We start from the raw sequence: 19790 nt of genomic DNA on the forward strand, positions 1-19790 counted from the left end.
TGAAGTGCAAAAAGAAGCCATAAAAAACAGGTATGGTGAAGAAAATGAGTAGTATTATTCCTGAAATTACAAGAAAAAGTATAACTGAACTTATCAAAAAAGGAGAGCGTGCAGACGGTAGATCTAAATACGATTACAGAGACATATCTCTTGAAGTAGGAGTAATTGAAAAGGCTGAAGGATCTGCAAGGGTTAAAATAGGTAACACCCAGATTATGATAGGAATAAAACCTCAAATAGGTGAACCTTTCCCAGATACTCCTAATGTTGGTGTTTTGATGACCAATTCAGAATTATTGCCCATGGCATCCCCTACATTTGAGCCAGGGCCCCCTGATGAAAGATCTGTAGAAATAGCAAGGGTGGTGGACCGCTGTTTAAGAGAAGGTGAAGTGCTTGATCTGGAAAAACTATGCATACTTGAAGGTGAAAAAGTATGGATGATATTTTTAGACATTCATGTTCTGGATTACGATGGTAACTTGATAGATGCTGCAGTTTTAGGAAGTGTAGCAGCACTCATGAACACAAAAATACCCTCTGTAAGTGTTGAAGACTCCCGGGTTATTGTGGATGAAGAAAATAAAATTCCACTTCATATAAATGAAAAACCTTTAATGTGTACATTTGCAAAAATAGGTGATGAGCTGGTCGTCGACCCTTCACTTGAAGAAGAAAATATTATGGGTGCCCGAATTTCAGTTGCTGTTAGAGAAGACGGCAGCCTGTGTGCAATGCAAAAGGGTGGCGAAGATCCACTAACCCGCGAAGAAGTAATTAAAGCAGTTAAAAGTACAGGTGAAAAAACAAAAGAACTTAGAGAACATTTACCTTAAAAAAAATCGTTTACATAAAAAAAAAACTAATATTTATAGGGTGATAAAATGGCAAAAACCAAAAAAGTAGGAATTACAGGACGTTTCGGTTCAAGATACGGAAGAAAAGCAAAAAGAACCGTTAAAAGTATAGAAGAAAAAATGAAAAAAGATCATACCTGTCCTCAATGTGATAGAATCGGTGTTAAAAGAGTAAGCACAGGTATATGGAAATGTAGAAAGTGCAGCACTGTATTTACAGGCGGCGCATATGTTCCACAAACTCCAATGGCCAGAACAGCAGCAAGAAACATCAAGAGGATTGTTGGAGGTTTATAATTGTACAAGTGTGCAAAATGCGGTACTTTAGTTGACCTTAAAGGATATACTGAAGCAAAATGTCCAAAATGCAGGTACAGAATCCTCTTTAAAGAAATTCCCCCAGTTAAAAGAGATATAAAAGCCAGATAGATAAAATATTTTATTTAAGGCAGCAGCAAATGTTTATAACAACATCAAGGAAACCATCCGCTAAAACAAGATCATTTTGCCGAAGCTTAAGTCGTGCATTAAACGCTGATTATACCAACAGAGGCAAAATGAGTTTTCGAGATGTTTTAATTAAAGCATCTGGATTTAAAATAATTGCAGTTGTTTCTGAGATTAAAGGAAACCCCAGTAGAATTGAATTCTACAATCAAAAAGGCGAAATTCTGCTAACTCTCTATATTACAGAGGCAATTTTAGATTTAGATGGCAGAATAAATCCAGATAAGCTGACCCTAAGGTGTGAAGTCGACGAACTAAAGGGGAAGCTCTTAGACATCCTTGAAATAAAAGAGGATGGTGAAGGCTCAAATGAAAACCTGCTCTGGATTAAAAAAAGAGACGGTAAAGCCATATTTGAGTTTTATGGCAATGATGGTTCAGTTGTAAACCCTAAAATTTACGTTAGAAGATTTGAATGAATGCCCCAGAATGCATAAAAGCAGAGTTCAAAATAAAATTTGAAAACAGGGAAGATGCAGAAGTAGTTTTAAAGACAATAGAAGTAGAACTTAAAACTGCACCTTCAGATAGGTCCTCTGTAACTGCCAGTTTAAAGGAGAACACACTGCATTTAACAATCAATGCAGAAGATACCCGCATCGCTCGAGCATCACTAAATTCATATCTCAGGTGGATAATACTGTCTTATGACATTCAAAAGTTGAAACAAAATTGTTTGGTTTGAATGTAAATTAACAAAAAAGGTTGGTGATTATTTATGGAACTTCCACAAAATATACAGCATCAATTAGCACAATTTCAGCAGGCCCAGCAACAGGCACAGGCAATTTCAATGCAAAAACAAAGCATTGACCTGCAGATTAAAGAATCTGAAAAAGCGCTTAAAGAGTTAAAAAAGATTGAAGAAGATGGAGATGTCTACAAAAGTGCTGGAACATTGCTTATAAAAGTTAAAAAAGATGATATAACCAGAGAACTTGAAGATAAACTTGAAACCCTCAAGCTTCGTGAAAAAACCATCAAAAGACAGGAAGAACGTATTATGAACAGGCTTCAGGAAATGCAGGCTTCTCTTCAAGAAGCAATGCAGGGGCCAGGGGCACAGTAGAGGTCCGCAATTGAAGAAACTTTCTGATGCCAAACTGGATGAAATCTCAGAAGCTGCAGTGTCTTCTGCAGAAGATTATATTTTATCCAGGGTTTCAAAAAAAGAGATCATCGACATTGATATTAGCGTGGAACTCATCTACAACGACGAGTTAGATGTGGATGTACAGGTTAATGTTATATTCGATGATCTTTCTTCTGCAGACCCTCGGATTGCAGATGAAGCTGCAGAACATGCAATTAAAGAAATTGAAAAGATCCTTAAATGATAATACCAGTTTTAGATCTAAAGAACAGAATTGCAGTTTCAGGAAAATCAGGTGAAAGAGAAACCTACACACCACTGGACACAGTATTTCATGATTCATCTTCACCACTTAAAATCGCAAAGGCATTAAGTAAAGCTGGAGCATCAAGAATTTATATTGCAGATTTAGACGCTATAGAAGGTAAAGGATCTAATTTTCAGGTAATCAAAAATATTAATGACATAGTCTCTGTAATGATTGACTGTGGTGCAAACGATATAGCAAGTGTAAAAATTGCACTTGAAGCTGCGGATTATGTCATAGTTGCAACAGAAACTCTTAAAAATATTGAAGACTTGAACCAAATTTTCAATAGTTTTCCAGAGGATAGATTGATAATATCAATAGACATTAAAAACAGAAAACTTTTCAGCAAGTACTTAAAAATAAGTCTTGAAGAGTTAATTCAAAAAATTAAAGAAATAAACCCTCCTGAAGTCATACTACTTGATATTTCAAAAGTTGGATCAGAAAGTGGCGTAAATATGGACTTAATAAAAAAAATCAATGCAATTGGAGGATCATTGATTATTGGGGGCGGCATAAGAGATGAAGACATAATTCAACTTGAAAAGGCAGGATTGAATAAATTTTTAGTGGGTTCAGCACTTCATAAGGGTAAATTAAAGATCAAATTTTAGTTATCAGGCCACTTCTCTAAACTCTTCTCTTGCCTTTGGTTCCAGACCCCTTTCAAGTTTCTGGGTTATACTTTCATAATGTCTGACCAGTTCCGGTGTTATTGATGGTCCTGTTCGTTCCATGGCCTCTTTAAAGTGCTTCAAAGAGACTTTTTTGTTTTCAATGTTTTCGTGAAGTGCAAGCATACCTGCCTTTCTGCAGAGAGCAGCTATATCCGCTCCAGAGTAACCTTCTGTCTTTTTAGCCAATTCCTTTATGTCCACATCACCATCAAGAGACATGCCTTTTGCATGCACCCTAAATATCTCCAGCCGAGATTTTTCATCTGGAGGAGGTACCAGAACCACTTCATCAAATCTCCCTGGTCGAAGTAGTGCAGGATCAAGTAGATCAGGCCTGTTAGTTGCTCCAAGAACAATAACTCCCTTTAATTCTTCTAATCCGTCCATTTCAGAAAGTAGCGTGTTCACCATACGTTCAACTACACGGGGCTCCCCAATCCCGGTACCTCTCATGGGGGCTATAGCGTCCAGTTCATCAAAAAATACAATACATGGTGATGCCTGTTTAGCCTTATTGAATATCTCAGATATCTTCCGCTCTGATTCTCCAAACCATTTACTGAGTATCTCTGATCCTTTAACGCTTATAAAGTTAGCCTGGGACTCTGTGGCCACAGCTTTAGATAACATAGTTTTACCTGTGCCTGGAGGCCCAAATAGAAGTATTCCTTTGGGAGGTTCGATTCCAATAGTTTTAAAAGCATCCGGGTATTTCATAGGCCACTCCACAACTTCTTTTAAGGACTGTTTCAATTCGTCCAGTCCTCCAATATCAACCCAGTGAATGTTTGGGACCTCTATGAAAACTTCACGAAGTGCAGAAGGGCTTATAAATTTAAGTGCATCAAGAAAATCCTTCTTTGTTACAAAAAGCTTTTCTAAAATTTCTTTGGGAATTGTGGATTCCTCAAGGTCTATATCTGGCAGTACATTTCGAAGTGCATTCATGGCAGCTTCACGGCAGAGAGCAGCTAAATCTGCCCCTACAAATCCATGTGTAATCTCAGAAAATTCGTCAAGGTGAACATCATCTGCAAGGGGCATGCCTCTTGTGTGGATCTGCAGTATTTCACATCTACCCTCTCTGTCTGGAACGCGCAGTCCTATCTCTCTGTCAAACCTTCCCGGCCGTCTAATGGCAGGGTCAAGAGCATCTGGCCGGTTGGTTGCCCCTACTACTATAACCTTGCCCCTCTCCTTTAGGCCATCCATAAGTGCAAGTATCTGGGCTACAACCCGTCTTTCCACCTCTCCGGTGACTTCTTCTCTCCGGGGTGCTATGGCATCGATTTCATCTATAAATAATATGGATGGTGCACTGTCTTCTGCATCCTTGAAAAAGTCCCTTATCCTCTTTTCAGCCTCACCAACATATTTACTCATGATTTCAGGACCGTTTATAGCTATGAAATTGGCATTGCTTTCATTGGCCAGTGCCTTGGCAAGGAGGGTTTTTCCAGTGCCTGGAGGGCCGTGTAAAAGAACCCCTTTAGGAGGGTCAATGCCGAGCCTGTCAAATATCTCTGGATGACGCAATGGAAGTTCTATCATCTCCCTTACTCTTGATATTTCTTTTTTCAGCCCTCCCACATCATCATAGGTAACGTCTGGAACCTTTTTTTCAATGATCTTTACAGCTTCTGGGCGCATTTCAATTTCAGTTATTTCAGTGATCCTTACGATACCAGCAGGGCTGGTTGATACAACAGCAAATTTTATTTCTCCAAGAGAAAAGGGTGTTGATACATCAAAGAACCCGCTGAATATGCTTCCAACATCTGGAAATTCCCTGAAGGTTTCCCTTGTTCTTCTGGGAGATATCAAAGTTAGAACATCACCCTTAGAAACAGCCCTTCCCATCAGATTTCTTTTGAGTATTTCTCCAGGGGCCATTATACGTATACCTTTTACTGCAGGAGCAAGAACAATTTTTTTTGCCTCTCTAATTTCAGCCTTCCTTATTGTTACCATTTCGCTTATTGATGTCCCTGCATTTGACCTTGTAAGGCCATCCATTCTCACTATTTCAAGACCAACATCTGCAGGGTAAGCTTCCCCAACAAGGGCACCTGTTAATCTTTTACCTATTATTTCCACAAGATCTCCAGGCACAGCACCAATTTTATGGAGTAAACTTTTATCAATTCTAACAATACCCTTTCCAACGTCCTTTTGAAGCGATTCTGCAACTCTTAGCTCGATTTCACCGTTTTCAGGCATACAATCATCCCTTATAACAAAATTAATAAAAACAATACTGTTTTTATTATTATTTTATGTGGACATGATTTATAAATTTTATGATTGGTAAATTGTAACTGCAAAACCAATGTCTTAATCACAAACATTTTATACTTTTTATTTCAAAATAATGTATAATAATCTGTTTTAACGAGATTAGAATATGTATCATTAGATTATAATAAATTTAATAAATAAATTACCACTTAATGTAAATATACGTGATAACATGTCCCACATAACGTTAATAGGCCCTGTAACCCAGGATACCATAATAAAAGGCAGTTTAAATTATAAATCTGCTGGTGGGCCTGTATTTTATCAGTCAAGTGTGTTATCAAACCTCAAAATCAATACCCGAGCACTTATAACCATTTCCAGGGATGATGAGTATTTATTGAAGGCATTTCCATCCAGTGTAGATATCATCCCATTTTATGTAAATGAAACAATAAAATTCCAGAATATTTATCCAGATAATGACCCCAATCACAGAATACAGAAGGCAAAAATCCCACAAAATCCGATTAAAAACATTTCAAATCATATTAATGATTCAGATATCCTTCTTTTAGGACCTCTCTGTCCCTATGACATTCCTTTTAAAACAATTGAGGAGTTATCAAAACTAAAAACACCGATTTATCTTGGAGCACAGGGATATTTAAGACATATTAATGGGAATAGAATTGTATTGAAGCCCTGGAGCGGATTTAAAAAATTTTTAAAGCACATTGACATTCTATTTATGGATGAAAATGAATCTTCCATTATCCTTGGAAAAAGATATTCACTGGGGAAAACTGCAAGAATACTTACATCTTTTGGGCCTGAAGAGGTTATAATAACCTGTGGAAGTTATGGATCATTTATTTACTCTGCAAAACTGGATAAATCATACATAATTCCTGCCTTTAAACCCCAGAAAATTGAAGACCCTACAGGACTTGGAGATACATACATGGCAGCTTATGCAGCCTGTAAACTTGAAACAGAAGATCCAAAAAAGTGTGGACTCTTTGCTGCAGCAGCATCAGCTCTTAAACTTGAAAACAAAGGTCCTTTTAAGGGAGAAAGGAGGTCAATTATGAATATATGCAAAAAAATCATGAATTAAATGAAAAAGTCATTTAAAAGCAATATGTAATAATCATTATGCTAATTTATATAATATATTCTTTCTATATCCATTTTGTACAGGCCTCTTTTAAAAATTTCTATGTTGTAATATACTTCAAATGCTTCCTGCTTTTTAGGAAGATGTTCTTTTATATTATAATCTGTATAGTTGTTAACAATAGGCATAGGCTTGTATTTAGGTGAGGAGTGCCAATAAACAGGGAATTGCCGATATTTAAGTTGTGGATATTTTTCCAGCATAGACTTCATTGCATTGTGACAGCTTAAATGATCTACATTATAATCTCCCGTAGTTGTGTAAAATTCAGTATATCCATCTCTATACATTTTTTCCATTACATTATATACCATTTCAGTAGTTACTGTACCATCATCAATACCCATCATTTCATATGAACATTCAAATATATTCATTACTCTTTTGAATGAATCTTCCCGAATAATTTTTTTTCTTTCTGCTGCCGACGCATTTTGCGGGATGTTCAGCCCATAATAATTATTACAAAGTGGAACTTTACTGGTTATGCCATTTCCAGAAGTTAATAAAACACAATGAATTTCTTTACCTTGACTTTTCAGTTTTTGTATCCATCCACCCATGCCAATAGCTTCGTCATCGGGATGGGGTAAAATAATAGCCACTTTATTAGAAGTTAATTCATTAGAAATATTTGCTGTAACATTGGGTTGATTGAATTGATTATTTTGATCAGTAATTGGAAGGAACTGAGAATCAGCGTTATTAATTACATTTAAAAGCGATGCCAATCCACTTATAATAACTGAAATTAGTAAAATCAATACTAAGAACTTTATTTGTCGTCTCATCTGTATTCTTCACCTGCTTAGATGTCCCAAATTTCTTGAAATTTAATAGTATTTAATTACATATAAAGTTTCACGCAACAAACAAAAAATACAATTATTACTTAAAAGTTGACTTGTATGCTTAGTTTATAAAAAGAATATTCCTTAAAATCCATTAAAAATGTAAAAATAAAAAAACTGAACTGTAAAAAGCAAAATAGGGTATCATTTTAAATAATTAAAATAAATTTTTATATTCCTAAAATAAATGGAAGAATCAAGAATGGTAAAACTCCTGCAGCAAAAAAGAGTGCTACTCCTACAATAGTATACTGCATTTTTCTGTCCATAATACCGTTTGCAATAAAAAGTATGCCTAAAAATCCAATTATTGCTGGAAGTACATGAGAATAGATTAAAAATCCACTGACTGGTACATCTGCCATTAAATCACCTTTACTTAAAATTAAAAAAAATGTGTAATTTAAATTAAAGTTCATCTCTTTTTTCTGTATTTAATTTGATAACCATAGATTTATATTTTTTTATTTTTTTAGTTTAGTGGTTTCACATCAACAAGCCTGGAATGAATAATCAACGCTGCCCTTGAAAATCCCGGAGGATGACAGGTAACAAGGAGTAACTGTGGTTCTTCGCTTGCCTGATAATCAATGTTGTTCCATTTTACGCCCCATCTTACGTCATTATTTGAAGTAACATGATAAGTATATTTCTTCTGTGTTAAAAAATCATTTATTATAATGCTGTTTCCTGGTTTTAATTTATTTATATGCAAAAATGGTGCATGACGGGTAGTACGATGACCTAATAAAGCCATTTGTCCCATTTCTCCAGGGAAATAACTATGGGGTATGTGATAAACAGCACCGGGCGTATTCAGCGACCATGAACTGAACTTCCACCGGGCATTAATGTCCGGCATTACAATTTCAGCCCAGCCGTTGTATTTTGGATCAGCATTAGACTCATTTATTTTTAAACTGCTAACCAGTGTATCCAGTGAATTTCCATTTACTTCACCTGGAGCTGTTAAAATTATGCCGTAAATCAGGTTATTTTTCTTAATCCAAACTTCTTTTCTTTGTTGTGTTCCATTTTCTCCAGTAACATTGTAATCACGTTTATAGGCAGCTGTTCCATTTACTGTAACGTTTTTCTCTGATACAAGCAGAAAATTTTCATCTATAGTTCCTGCTGCATCTAAATTAAGGCGACGGGCTAAATCATAGTTAGGTGGTGTTCTTAATTTGAAAACTTTAACCTTTAATCCATTAGCATCTGTAAACGACACCACATTAGAACCTGTACCATTTGTTTCATTCCATGTATCTGGATAATCAAAAGAAATTTCTCCATTATCAAAATGTTTAGTCCCAATACCTGCAATTTCACCATCTTCTGGTTCAAATGCAAAAATGACAATAATTAATAAACCCAGGATAAGAATCATATACCTATTCAAATTATTAACCACCTATTTTTATGTCTCTATACTCATTTCTTCATCATTCTTATTGTATTTATATTTTTGGCCAACCCAGTATATAATCATAACTAATATGAATTTTATATTAAAATATACATGAGGTCCTTTCTAAGACCGATAAACATCAATTAAAGCTATAAACTAAAACAGGGATAATTAAATTAATATAAGATGGAAGGTTGTCTTGGAACTTAAAATCTGAACAAAAATAAGCGAGGATAGATCTTTCAAACACGTAGTGTTTGATGCCTCGAACACGAAGTGTTCGACGGCTTTCAAAATTCTCCGAATTTTGACTGCCCGAAAATCGAAGATTTTCGACGGCTTTCAAACACGTAGTGTTTGATGCAGGAGAAAACCCACAAAATCCACGATTTTGGGGCCTTCGAAAATCTTTGATTTTCGATGCCCCGGAAATTCGTAGAATTTCCGAGGGCCCCGAACACTCCGTGTTCGTGGGCTTTCGTTTTCTCTGCCTTACAGAACTTTGTTCTGTGGCCCCAAAAAATCGAAGATTTTTTGACGGCCTCGAAAACCTACGGTTTTCGACGGCTTTATAACCAGAAATAAATATCATGACTGCTAAAGTGTCTGGTTATAGACAGCCTCATAGAATTATCTAATCTGGTGAGAATATGGGAGAAATAAGGATCATTTCATGGAATGTAAATGGATTAAGAGCTGTGCACAGGAAAGGATTTCTTGAATGGTTTAAAAGTGAAGAACCCCAAATACTGTGCCTTCAAGAGACCAAAGTTTCCTATGATCAGCTGCCCAGGGCTTTAAAAAGAGTTGATGGATACTATCCTTACTTTTGCCAGGCAGAAAGGAGAGGGTACAGTGGTGTGGCTATCTACTCAAAAATAAAACCAAAAAAGGTAGAATATGGATTTGGAATTCCAAAATTTGATAGTGAAGGAAGGATTTTAATTGCTGACTATGAAAAATTCGTTTTATTGAACATATACTTCCCCAACGGTAAGATGTCTAAAGAAAGACTTGATTACAAACTGGAATTTTACGAGGCACTTCTTGATCACGCAAACAGGCTAAAAGCAGAGGGTAGAAACATAGTTATTTGCGGAGATCTAAATACTGCACATAAAGAGATAGATCTTGCAAGGCCAAAAGCTAACGAGAAAATCTCTGGATTTTTACCTGTTGAGCGAGCGTGGATTGATAAATTTCTTAAAAACGGATATTTAGACACTTTCAGAATGTTTAATAATGAACCTGAGCAGTATACCTGGTGGAGTTACAGGACCAGAGCAAGAGAACGGAATGTTGGGTGGAGACTTGATTATTTCTTTGTAAATGAAGAATTTAAAGATAAAGTAAAGTCTGCAGGCATACTTGATGAAGTTATGGGTTCTGACCATTGTCCGGTGGACTTAGAATTAGAATTATAAAAAAAGATAAATTAAAAACTATATAAAAAGGAATCATTAATGATTAAAGACACACTGGATACGTTAAAATCAAGAAAGTGGTATAAAAACAGGGTAGAACATATTGAAACCTTAAAACCACAGGAAGCAGTCTATGGAGAAACCAGAGCAATCTTACCACAGTATATAAAAAATTATTTATCAAGAAAAAACATCCGTCTTTACAAGCACCAGTGCAAAGTAATAGATATCCTGCGTAAGGGAGATAATGTAATTATAACCACCCCCACAGCTTCAGGTAAGACCCTTTCTTTTAATATACCTATTTTTGAGAAATTAGCCAGTGATACTGATGCAACAGCACTTTACATTTATCCAGCCAAGGCCCTTGCTAATGATCAGCTTAAATACATGAAGGAACTTGAAAAATACTGTGGAATGGGCATGAATCCCGAAGTATACGATGGAGATACAGATAGAGAGAAAAAAAGGAAGATCAGAAAAACTTCAAGAATAATAGTAACCAACCCCTATGAGATGCACAACGTTCTTCCATGGCACCACCAGTGGGAAAAGTTTATAGGTAACCTTAAATATGTTGTTGTTGACGAAGCACATCAATACAGGGGCGTTTTTGGATCTAATGTGGCGTTTTTAATCAGAAGATTTCTAAGAATCTGCAATTATTATGGTTCCAATCCTCAGTTTATTTTATCAACAGCAACACTTGCAAATCCTCAGGAGTTTAGCGAAAAATTAGTGGGCCTTAAATTCAGTTTAGTATCTGCTGATAGCTCGCCTAAAGGTAAAAAACATTTTATATTTTATAATCCTTATTATGATGGTTCTGGAAAAACCACCACTCATTTAGAATCCCAAAATTTATTCCAGCTCTTTCTATTAAATAATTTACAGACCCTCTGTTTTGCAACATCCCGTAAAATGGCAGAATTGATTGCAAGGCGTTCCAAAAAGGAAATTGCAGAAATTGATGAAAGTCTGGCAGGTAAAATTTCAGCTTACCGGGCGGGTTATCTTGCAGAAGACAGGCGTAAAATAGAAAATGGGCTTAAAAAAGGGACTTTAAAAGGTGTTACTGCTACTAACGCGCTTGAATTAGGAATAGATATAGGTTCTTTAGATAGTGTGATAATTTCAGGCTATCCTGGAACTTTGATGTCCATCTGGCAGCAGGCAGGTAGAGCAGGTAGAAGAACAGATGATTCCATTGTTGCTTTTGTGGCATTTCAGAATCCACTTGACCAGTATTTTATGAAGCATCCACAGGTTTTCTTTGACAAACCTCATGAACATGCTATAATTGATTTATCCAATCCACAGATTATTTCAGGACATTTAATGTGTGCTGCAAATGAAATGCCAGTGCGCCCCGAACTGATTAAAATTGACTTTGAAAACGATGTTTGCAAACACCTCAAGTCTTTAAAAGAGAAAAAATTAATTGAAAAATCTGGTTCTGGATGGATTTACTCTGGCTCAGATTATCCTCCATTTAAGGTAAATCTTGGAAACATATCTTCAGAAACTTTTAAAGTTTACCATAAAGGTCAGGTTCTTGAAACAATGGATAAAAGACAGGCTTACACCGAAGCACACCAGGGAGCAGTACTTATAAATAAAGGAGAGACTTACATTGTGCACGATTTCAATTTAGCCAAAAACACTATAAAAGTGGTTAAAAAAGACGTGAACAGCCATACCACTGTTCAAAAAGATATTGAAATAAATGTATTAAAAACTACAAAAGAGAAAAATGTAGGGAACCTTAAAATTTCATTTGGTGAATTAAAAGTAAGCGAATCATATCCTAAGTACAAGGTAATTGAAAAAAGTAAAGTGGTAAGCGTAAGGAATCTAAAGTTACCTCCAATTCAATTTAAAACCAAAGGAATGTGGTTTACATTACCTGAAAACCTTAAAGAAGATGTTGAATCTGCTATAAGTGGTAAAGAAGTATTTGAAGGAGGTATTCATGGGCTTGAACATGCTATGATTGCTGTTATTCCTTTTCATGTGATGTGCGATAGATTTGATATTGGAGGAGTTTCCACAGCCTATCACGAAGATACTGAAATGGCAACAGTTTTCATTTATGATGGGTTTGAAGGAGGTATAGGTTTAACATGGAAAGCATTTGACCTGATTGAAGAAATAACTTTGATGACACAGGAACTTGTTAAAGACTGTACCTGTGAAGAAGGCTGTCCAGCATGTATATACTCACCAAAATGTGGAAATGATAACAATCCCCTGAATAAAGAAGGAACTCTTTTTTTACTGGATCAAATACTTCATTTAATGGAAATAGAAAGATAATAGGGATTAATTATGGTAAACAGGAGGCAGGAAGGATTAAAACTCTACAGAAAAGGCCATATTGAAATTGAATTAATTGAAGAGGATTTAATGATTTTTAATGTAGAGAGCTCTGGAAAGAATGTCTATCAGGTTAGCATGTATGAAAACATGTGGCTATGCGACTGTGATGATTATCAGTGGCGCAGCGAAAAAGAACCTGGAAGCTATATCTGCAAGCACCTTTGGGCGGTCTTTTTTAAAGTTGCAGAATTAGAGATGAAATAAAACTGAATTTATATATCTATTTAGAGTTAAGCATCTCAATTTTGTTTATTAACTGTTCATTTTTAAGCTTAAACAAATCAAGCGCTTTTTTGTTATTGTTGTTATATTTTTCAAGTGCAGTGGATATATTTGAAGCTAACTCTGCATATTCTGCCTTAAACTTGTACAAGTACACCCTCTAATTTTTCCAGATCTTTTATTTCATCGCTTACCTGCTAAAGTCATATTAAAAATAAGTTCAAGTTATATTCGTTACTATAATTTAATAATACTAAATAATAAAATTAATATGTATTGTTTAAAGTATTTTAAAGAAGTTTAATAACATGAATATTGGAGGTGAAAATTTGTTAAGTGTCATTAAAGTACTTATTATTGAGGATAATGCTGCAGACATCCGTTTAATAAGCGAGATGTTTAAAGAGATTTCAAAACCCCGATATGAGTTAATTCACTTTACAACTCTTCAAGAAGGACTTATATATCTTGATAAACACCAGGTTGATATTTTACTTTTAGATCTTAGTTTACCTGACAGTGTGGGATGGAAAACCTTTAAAAAAGCACATAAAAGTGCACCGAAAGTGCCAATTGTTATATTAAGTGGCTTAAACGACGAAGAAATGGCCTTAATGGCTGTACGTGAAGGTGCTCAGGATTATCTAATGAAAGGAGATATCAACAGTAAATTGCTTTCAAGATCCATAAATTATGCAATAGAACGTAAAAACGTTGAAAAAGAATTGATTAAAAGTAGAGATGATTTAATTGAATTAATCAATAAATATACTGAAGAATTAAAAAAAAGAGGCATTGGAGAAATAGATGATGTGAAAAAAAGATTAGAGGAAAAAATCCAATCATTTGATAAAATAAGTATTCATTCTACCGGAAAAGAAGAAACCCACAGCAATATAAGACTCTTTAATGAAAGAGTTCCCAAAAGCCTATGGTTAAAAGTAGCAGAAGACTTTAAAGTAGCGAATAATAAATTATCTGTCAGTGAAAAAGATATTAAAGTCCAGTCTGCAGAGTCAGGCGATCTTGAAAATCTGGTGGAAATAATAAAAGAATTAGGTGAAAGAGGCTATTTTGTAGAGGAACACTATGTTTTAGATTTGAATTTAAATCCAAATACATGAAAAGACATCAAATTACATCAGTCAACTGTTACGCATTTAGCCAGGTTTTTAGGTTTATCCGGGTCAATACCTCTTAAAACACTTATATGGTATGATAAAAGCTGTAGTGGTATCACATAGGGTATGGCTTGAAACATTTCATCAATTTCATCTTCAAATCCAATAAAGTCGTGGACTTTAGATTTCAAAACATCATCTTCCAGAGATCCAAGACCTATTATTTTAGCTCCCCTTGATTTTACTTCTTCTACACTGCTCAATGTTTTATCATGGCTTTTACCTGGAGGTGCAACTGCTACTACTGGAACATTATCATCTATAAGTGCTAAAGGCCCATGTTTTAGCTCACCTGCAGCGTAACCTTCACCATGAATGTATGTTACTTCTTTAAGCTTCAGTGCACCTTCAAGAGCGGTGGGATAGGAAAAACCCCTTCCAATAAAGAAGAAGTCAGAAGCATCCTTGTATCTTTGAGCAATTTCTTTAATTGAATCTTCTTTTTCAAGCGCACTTTCCATGTATTGCGGAAGGTTATTTAATTGTTCCAGTAACTCTTCTTTTTTGCTCATAAATATAGCAAGTAAATAAATACATGTTAATTGACTTACATAGGTCTTTGTTGCAGCAACACCAATTTCTGGACCTGCTCTTGTATATATAACATACCCTGCTTCCCTTGTTACTGTACTTCCAAGCACGTTAACAATAGCAAGACTTTTTGCCCTGCGATTTGCATGTCTTAAAGCTTTAAGTGTGTCTGCAGTTTCTCCTGATTGGGTTATAACTATTACCAGTGTTTTTTCATCCAGAGTTCCTGCAGAATATTCAAATTCAGATGCAAGAATTACATCTGTTGGAATTTCAAGCAGATTTTCCAATAAATATTTGCCTGTTAAGGAAGCATGGTATGATGTGCCGCAGGCTACAAAACATACTCTATTGAACTTTGGAAATTCCTGTACAATTTTTTTAATTTCAGATGCTTCAAGAAGAGTATTTTTAACGGCTTCAGGCTGTTCATGTATTTCCTTTAACATGAAATGATTGTAACCTCCTTTTTCTGCCATGTCTGGAGTCCAATCTACTGTATCCAGTTCTTTTTGGACTATGTTACCGTCAGCATTTTTTATAACAATTCCATCCTCATTTAAAACAACTATTTCGTTATCTTCTAAATAAATAACTCTGTTTGTGTGCTGTAAAATAGCAGGTGCGTCAGAAGCTATGAAAAATTCAGTTTCACCTTTTCCAACTATAAGGGGACTTTCTTTTCTAACCCCCACAACTTTATCTGGTTCTTCAGAGGAAATTGCTGCAAGCGCGTAAGAACCCTTTAGATTTTTTACTGCAAGTCGTACTGAATCTTCTAAATCATTTCCTTCATCCATATATTTTTCTATAAGGTGCGGAATCACTTCAGTATCGGTTTCAGATTTAAAAACGTGCCCTTTTTCTATTAATTCATCTTTTAGTTCTTTATAGTTTTCTATAATTCCATTATGCACCACGGCTATTTTATTTTTACAGTCTGTATGGGGGTGAGCGTTTTCTTTTGTTGGAACGCCATGGGTTGCCCATCTAACATGTGCTATTCCCATTTTCCCTGCTAAATCTGTCAGATTTAAATTCTCCTGAACGTCATCAATCTTACCACTGTCTTTTTTAATATCTATTTCACTTCCAGAAGTTGCTATGCCTACAGAATCATAACCTCTGTATTCTAATCGTTTTACACATTCTAAAAGTACAGGGGCAGCTTTTTTATTGTCCAATATACATCCTATTATTCCGCACATGGTTTCACCGAATGGCGTTAATTAATCATAGTTATTTTTATTCTTTCAACCAATAACACTTAATTGTAATTATATGTATATATATTTGATACTTATGAACTTAAATATAAGGAACGGAGTTAAACATGAATATCAAAATTGGAAAGCTGATATATCAGGGAAAAGCTAAAAGTGTGTATGAAACTGATGACCCTAAAAAAGTAGCTGTAGAATTTAGAGATGATATTACTGCAGGAGACGGTGCTAAAAAAGATAAAATCAATCAAAAAGGCTACTGGAACTCAATAATTTCAGCAAAATTCTTTGAAATACTTGAAAACGCCGGGATAAAAACCCAGTATATAAAGCTCATAAAACCGGGCTGTATGCTTTCATGGAAGCTTGAAATGATCCCCCTTGAAGTAATAACCAGGAATATAGCTGCTGGAAGTTTGCTTAGAAATTATCCATTTAAACCAGAACAAACATTCGATCCCCCAATTATACAGATCGACTACAAAAGCGACGAATATGGAGATCCAATGTTAAACGACGATATTGCAATTGCACTGGGTCTTACGGATAGAGAAAAACTTAAAATTATAAGGGAAACCACTTTAAAAATTAACAGAGTTTTAAAGGATTTTCTGGAATCTAAAGGACTTCTATTCCCTGACTTTAAAATTGAGTACGGTTACAATGATGAGGGAAACTTAATTTTAGGAGATGAAATAAGTCCAGATACCTGCAGGTTCTGGGACAGTGAAACATGCGATGTTCTGGACAAGGATTTATTTAGACAGGGAGAATCTGGAGTTATCGATGCTTATAAAAGAGTTGCTACAATAATACTTGAGGAAGAAGATAAAAAAAGATGGAATGTTGAATTTTAGAATTCTGGTGATTCTATGAAATACGATGCTGAAGTTAAAATAAGCCTTAAAAAAGGCATGTTAAACCCTGAAGCTTCAACAATACAAAGAGCGCTTGCTCTTTTAGGATACAAAGTTGAAGACACAGATACCATCAAAATAATTAAGTTTACAGTTGATGAAAAAAATGAAGAACTTGCCCTGGAGAAGACAGAGGACATGTGTCAGAGACTTCTCTGCAATCCTGTAATTCATGATTATGAAATTAAAATAACCAGTAAATTATTGTAACTATATTGAGGAAAAATAATGAAAGTAGGAATCATACGTTTTCCAGGTTCAAACTGCGATAGAGACGTCTTTCATGCCATTAAACTTGCAGGAGGAGAACCTGATTACATCTGGTGGAACCAGAGAGATTTAACCGATTTTGATGCCATCGTAATCCCTGGAGGATTCTCTTATGGAGATTATTTGAGGGCTGGAGCAATAGCAAGCATCACCCCTGTTATTGAAGGCGTTAAAGATGTAGTTAAAGAAGAAAAACCAGTTCTTGGAATCTGCAATGGTGCCCAGATACTTGCAGAGGTGGGCCTGGTCCCCGGAGTTTTTACAAACAACAAAAATGCCCGATTTATCTGTAAAAGAGCTGAATTAAAAGTCAGTTCAACAAGAACCCCATTTACAAGCATGTACAAAAAAAATGAAATAATAGAAATGCCCATAGCACATGCTGAAGGCCGTTACTACAGTGGAGAAATTGAAAAACTTTATGAAGAAGACCAGATTGTGCTGCAGTTTGAAGGAGAAAACCCAAACGGATCTATGGAAGCAATTACAGGAGTCTGTGATGAAAGCGGACTCATCTGTGCAGTAATGCCCCACCCAGAAAGAGCTTCTGAAGCAGTTTTAGGTTCAGATGATGGTTTAAAATTCTTCAAGGGAATGGTAAACTTTACAAAGTGGTGAATACATGGTTGTTTATTTAGTGGGCGCGGGCCCTGGAGATCCAGAGCTAATCACTCTAAAAGCAGTTAAAGCATTGAAAGAAGCTGATGTAGTATTATATGATAAACTTGCAAATGAAGAAATTTTAAATCATGCAGAAGGTGCCCGGCTCATTTATGTGGGTAAACAGGCAGGACATCACTCTAAGAGTCAGGATGAAATTAATAAAATTCTGGTTAAAGAAGCAAAAGAAAATGATACTGTTGTAAGGCTTAAAGGAGGCGATCCATTTGTATTTGGAAGGGGTGGCGAAGAAATACTTGTCCTTGTGAAAGAAGGGATAGATTTCAAGTTAATTCCGGGTGTAACTTCAGCAATTGGTGTTCCTACAACAATTGGGCTTCCAGTTACCCATAGAGGTGTTGCAACTTCATTCACCATCGTAACCGGCCATGAAGACCCAACTAAAGACTCAAAACAGGTGAAGTGGGATTTTACAGCTGACACATTAATAATTCTTATGGGTATTGGAAATTTAAAAGATAATGTTGCTGAAATAATGAAATACAGGGATCCTGACACTCCAGTGTGTGTAATAGAAAATGGCACCATGGAAAACCAGCGCGTGATTACAGGTACTCTTAAAAACATACAGGAAAAGAAGATTAAACCGCCCGCACTAATAGTTATAGGACATGTAGTAGATGTTTTTAAAGAAATCAAAGAGGTTTAATTATGAATGGCTTAAAAGGGAAAAAAATTGTGATTACAAGACCTGCAGAGAGAGCTAAAGATTCGGTTGAAATGGTTAAATCTTACGGTGCAATTCCAGTTGTAACACCCACAATTGAGCTTAAAGATTCAAAGCCAGAAGAAATGATAAAGTTTTGTAATATTTTAGGTGAACTTGACTGGCTTGTATTTACATCTCCAAAAGCCATAGAATCTTTTTTTAAATACTGTAGTCTAAAAAATGCTCCTGATTTAAAAATTGCTGTTATAGGTCCAAAAACAGGTGAAATACTGGATAAATACGGTGTTAAAGCAGATTTAATTCCTGATAATTACACTGCAGAAGGCCTGCTTGAAGCATTTGAACAATTTGATGTTACAGGAATGAAAATAGGGCTTCCAAGGACTATGGTAGCAAGATACACCCTTCCCCACGGACTTGAAAAAAGAGGTGCAGAAGTCATACTTGCCGATGCCTATAAATCAGAAATGCCTGATGATAAATCAAAGATTTACGAGCTGATTGATGATATATTAAAAAGAAAGGTCGATGTTATAATGTTTACAAGCCCTTTAACCGTTAAAAACCTCATTAAAACTGCAAAAGATGCAGGTTATGATGAAATTATAGATATATTACAGAAAAGAGAAGTTATAGTTGCTGCAATTGGCCCTATAACTAAAAAAGTCCTGGATGCCTACGAAATTGACCCAGTAATGCCTGAAGTTTACACCTTCAAAAAAATGCTGGATAAACTTGAAGAAGTAATAAATTGAGTGGTTCAGTATGAGAACAATTATATGGCCTGTTTACATTGATTCTAAAAAAACAAAAAAGGAAGGAAGACGTATTTCTAAAGAAAATGCTGTTCCTTCCCCCAAACTCAGAGAAATATCTAATGCTTGCAGAAAGTTGGATCTAAATCCTGAGGTTGAAAACAACAAATCTTATTCCAGATCATGGTGGGAATCTTCAGGCAGAGTTTCTGCAGATAAAAACATTCCAAAAAGGGAACTTCTTCTTAAAATAAGCAATATGATTAAAGGTTCACGATCAAAGTCTTGATTTGAGATGTTCATAACTAATTTATTTAATTTGTAAGTAGATTCTCACATAAAAAAGTGGTTTTATGTCAGATTATAAAGAGATAAAATTTTAAATTTCATGGGAGTTAGTAAATGGAAAACCA

At 35.4% G+C, this 19790-nt stretch carries 25 protein-coding genes; 19 read left to right on the plus strand and 6 right to left on the minus strand.

The window, feature by feature from the left end; all coding sequences use genetic code 11:
* The first annotated feature begins 44 nt into the window (after positions 1-44).
* The 8 genes from rrp42 to PQ963_09135 are packed head-to-tail and all read left to right on the plus strand — an operon-like array spanning position 45 to position 3381.
* A complete protein-coding gene (gene rrp42 / locus PQ963_09100; protein MEN4029822.1) occupies positions 45-836 on the plus strand; it encodes an exosome complex protein Rrp42 in 792 nt (263 codons plus the stop codon).
* Positions 837-884: 48 nt separating this feature from the next.
* Positions 885-1154 carry a 50S ribosomal protein L37Ae gene (gene rpl37A, locus PQ963_09105; GenBank protein MEN4029823.1) on the plus strand — a complete coding sequence of 90 codons (270 nt, stop codon included), beginning with the start codon at positions 885-887 and terminating at the stop codon, positions 1152-1154.
* A complete protein-coding gene (locus PQ963_09110) occupies positions 1155-1286 on the plus strand; it encodes a DNA-directed RNA polymerase subunit P (GenBank protein ID MEN4029824.1) in 132 nt (43 codons plus the stop codon).
* A 29-nt stretch (positions 1287-1315) separates the two neighbouring features.
* Positions 1316-1783, plus strand: a complete 468-nt coding sequence (locus tag PQ963_09115; GenBank protein ID MEN4029825.1) for a ribosomal biogenesis protein — start codon at positions 1316-1318, stop codon at positions 1781-1783.
* Positions 1780-2049: a KEOPS complex subunit Pcc1 gene (locus tag PQ963_09120; protein ID MEN4029826.1), complete on the plus strand. Its 270-nt coding sequence runs from the start codon at positions 1780-1782 to the stop codon at positions 2047-2049. Before PQ963_09115 ends, PQ963_09120 begins: the two co-directional genes overlap by 4 nt.
* Positions 2050-2082: 33 nt before the next feature.
* Complete coding sequence (locus tag PQ963_09125) at positions 2083-2433, plus strand: prefoldin subunit beta (protein MEN4029827.1); 351 nt, start codon at positions 2083-2085, stop codon at positions 2431-2433.
* A 10-nt stretch (positions 2434-2443) separates the two neighbouring features.
* Positions 2444-2701: a DUF3194 domain-containing protein gene (locus PQ963_09130; GenBank protein ID MEN4029828.1), complete on the plus strand. Its 258-nt coding sequence runs from the start codon at positions 2444-2446 to the stop codon at positions 2699-2701.
* The gene (locus tag PQ963_09135) at positions 2698-3381 is read left to right on the plus strand and encodes a HisA/HisF family protein (GenBank protein ID MEN4029829.1); all 684 of its coding nucleotides are present in this window, start codon (positions 2698-2700) and stop codon (positions 3379-3381) included. The genes PQ963_09130 and PQ963_09135 overlap by 4 nt, the downstream gene beginning before the upstream one ends.
* Positions 3382-3384: 3 nt before the next feature.
* Here PQ963_09135 and PQ963_09140 read toward each other — a convergent pair whose 3' ends face one another.
* On the minus strand, positions 3385-5664 hold the full coding sequence (locus PQ963_09140; protein MEN4029830.1) for a CDC48 family AAA ATPase: 2280 nt from the start codon (positions 5662-5664) through the stop codon (positions 3385-3387).
* A gap of 250 nt (positions 5665-5914) precedes the next feature.
* Here PQ963_09140 and PQ963_09145 point away from each other — a divergent pair, with 250 nt between their 5' ends.
* Positions 5915-6802 (plus strand): PfkB family carbohydrate kinase, encoded by an 888-nt coding sequence (locus PQ963_09145; GenBank protein ID MEN4029831.1) that lies wholly within the window; start codon positions 5915-5917, stop codon positions 6800-6802.
* Positions 6803-6843: 41 nt separating this feature from the next.
* On the opposite strand, the gene PQ963_09150 is transcribed toward PQ963_09145, so the two are convergent.
* From PQ963_09150 to PQ963_09160, 3 genes are all read right to left on the minus strand, one after another.
* Positions 6844-7653 carry a PIG-L family deacetylase gene (locus tag PQ963_09150; GenBank protein ID MEN4029832.1) on the minus strand — a complete coding sequence of 270 codons (810 nt, stop codon included), beginning with the start codon at positions 7651-7653 and terminating at the stop codon, positions 6844-6846.
* 230 nt (positions 7654-7883) lie between these two features.
* Positions 7884-8078, minus strand: a complete 195-nt coding sequence (locus PQ963_09155; protein MEN4029833.1) for a hypothetical protein — start codon at positions 8076-8078, stop codon at positions 7884-7886.
* Positions 8079-8185: 107 nt separating this feature from the next.
* Positions 8186-9115, minus strand: coding sequence for a sortase (locus PQ963_09160; GenBank protein MEN4029834.1), 930 nt, complete (start codon positions 9113-9115; stop codon positions 8186-8188).
* Positions 9116-9774: 659 nt separating this feature from the next.
* On the opposite strand from PQ963_09160, the gene PQ963_09165 reads away from it, so the two are divergent.
* From PQ963_09165 to PQ963_09175, 3 genes are read left to right on the plus strand one after another with little or no spacing between them, the layout of a single operon-like run.
* Entirely contained in the window at positions 9775-10548 is a 774-nt protein-coding gene (locus PQ963_09165; protein ID MEN4029835.1) for an exodeoxyribonuclease III, read from the plus strand.
* A gap of 39 nt (positions 10549-10587) precedes the next feature.
* On the plus strand, positions 10588-12864 hold the full coding sequence (locus PQ963_09170) for a DEAD/DEAH box helicase (protein ID MEN4029836.1): 2277 nt from the start codon (positions 10588-10590) through the stop codon (positions 12862-12864).
* Between the two features lie 12 nt (positions 12865-12876).
* On the plus strand, positions 12877-13131 hold the full coding sequence (locus tag PQ963_09175) for an SWIM zinc finger family protein (protein MEN4029837.1): 255 nt from the start codon (positions 12877-12879) through the stop codon (positions 13129-13131).
* 16 nt (positions 13132-13147) lie between these two features.
* On the opposite strand, the gene PQ963_09180 is transcribed toward PQ963_09175, so the two are convergent.
* Positions 13148-13300, minus strand: coding sequence for a hypothetical protein (locus tag PQ963_09180; protein ID MEN4029838.1), 153 nt, complete (start codon positions 13298-13300; stop codon positions 13148-13150).
* 178 nt (positions 13301-13478) lie between these two features.
* Here PQ963_09180 and PQ963_09185 point away from each other — a divergent pair, with 178 nt between their 5' ends.
* Positions 13479-14273 (plus strand): response regulator, encoded by a 795-nt coding sequence (locus PQ963_09185; protein ID MEN4029839.1) that lies wholly within the window; start codon positions 13479-13481, stop codon positions 14271-14273.
* 17 nt (positions 14274-14290) lie between these two features.
* Here the strand turns inward: PQ963_09185 and glmS are convergent, their stop codons facing one another.
* Positions 14291-16069 carry a glutamine--fructose-6-phosphate transaminase (isomerizing) gene (gene glmS, locus PQ963_09190; protein ID MEN4029840.1) on the minus strand — a complete coding sequence of 593 codons (1779 nt, stop codon included), beginning with the start codon at positions 16067-16069 and terminating at the stop codon, positions 14291-14293.
* Positions 16070-16194: 125 nt separating this feature from the next.
* Here glmS and PQ963_09195 point away from each other — a divergent pair, with 125 nt between their 5' ends.
* The 6 genes from PQ963_09195 to PQ963_09220 are packed head-to-tail and all read left to right on the plus strand — an operon-like array spanning position 16195 to position 19666.
* Positions 16195-16941 carry a phosphoribosylaminoimidazolesuccinocarboxamide synthase gene (locus PQ963_09195; GenBank protein MEN4029841.1) on the plus strand — a complete coding sequence of 249 codons (747 nt, stop codon included), beginning with the start codon at positions 16195-16197 and terminating at the stop codon, positions 16939-16941.
* Between the two features lie 15 nt (positions 16942-16956).
* The gene (gene purS, locus PQ963_09200; GenBank protein ID MEN4029842.1) at positions 16957-17211 is read left to right on the plus strand and encodes a phosphoribosylformylglycinamidine synthase subunit PurS; all 255 of its coding nucleotides are present in this window, start codon (positions 16957-16959) and stop codon (positions 17209-17211) included.
* 18 nt (positions 17212-17229) lie between these two features.
* The gene (gene purQ, locus PQ963_09205; GenBank protein ID MEN4029843.1) at positions 17230-17889 is read left to right on the plus strand and encodes a phosphoribosylformylglycinamidine synthase subunit PurQ; all 660 of its coding nucleotides are present in this window, start codon (positions 17230-17232) and stop codon (positions 17887-17889) included.
* 4 nt (positions 17890-17893) lie between these two features.
* A complete protein-coding gene (cobA, locus tag PQ963_09210; GenBank protein MEN4029844.1) occupies positions 17894-18601 on the plus strand; it encodes a uroporphyrinogen-III C-methyltransferase in 708 nt (235 codons plus the stop codon).
* A 2-nt stretch (positions 18602-18603) separates the two neighbouring features.
* Complete coding sequence (locus PQ963_09215) at positions 18604-19377, plus strand: uroporphyrinogen-III synthase (protein ID MEN4029845.1); 774 nt, start codon at positions 18604-18606, stop codon at positions 19375-19377.
* 10 nt (positions 19378-19387) lie between these two features.
* Complete coding sequence (locus PQ963_09220) at positions 19388-19666, plus strand: signal recognition particle subunit SRP19/SEC65 family protein (GenBank protein ID MEN4029846.1); 279 nt, start codon at positions 19388-19390, stop codon at positions 19664-19666.
* Positions 19667-19790: the final 124 nt, after the last annotated feature.

Source organism: Methanobacterium sp., from assembly GCA_039666455.1.
GTDB lineage: Archaea > Methanobacteriota > Methanobacteria > Methanobacteriales > Methanobacteriaceae > Methanobacterium_D.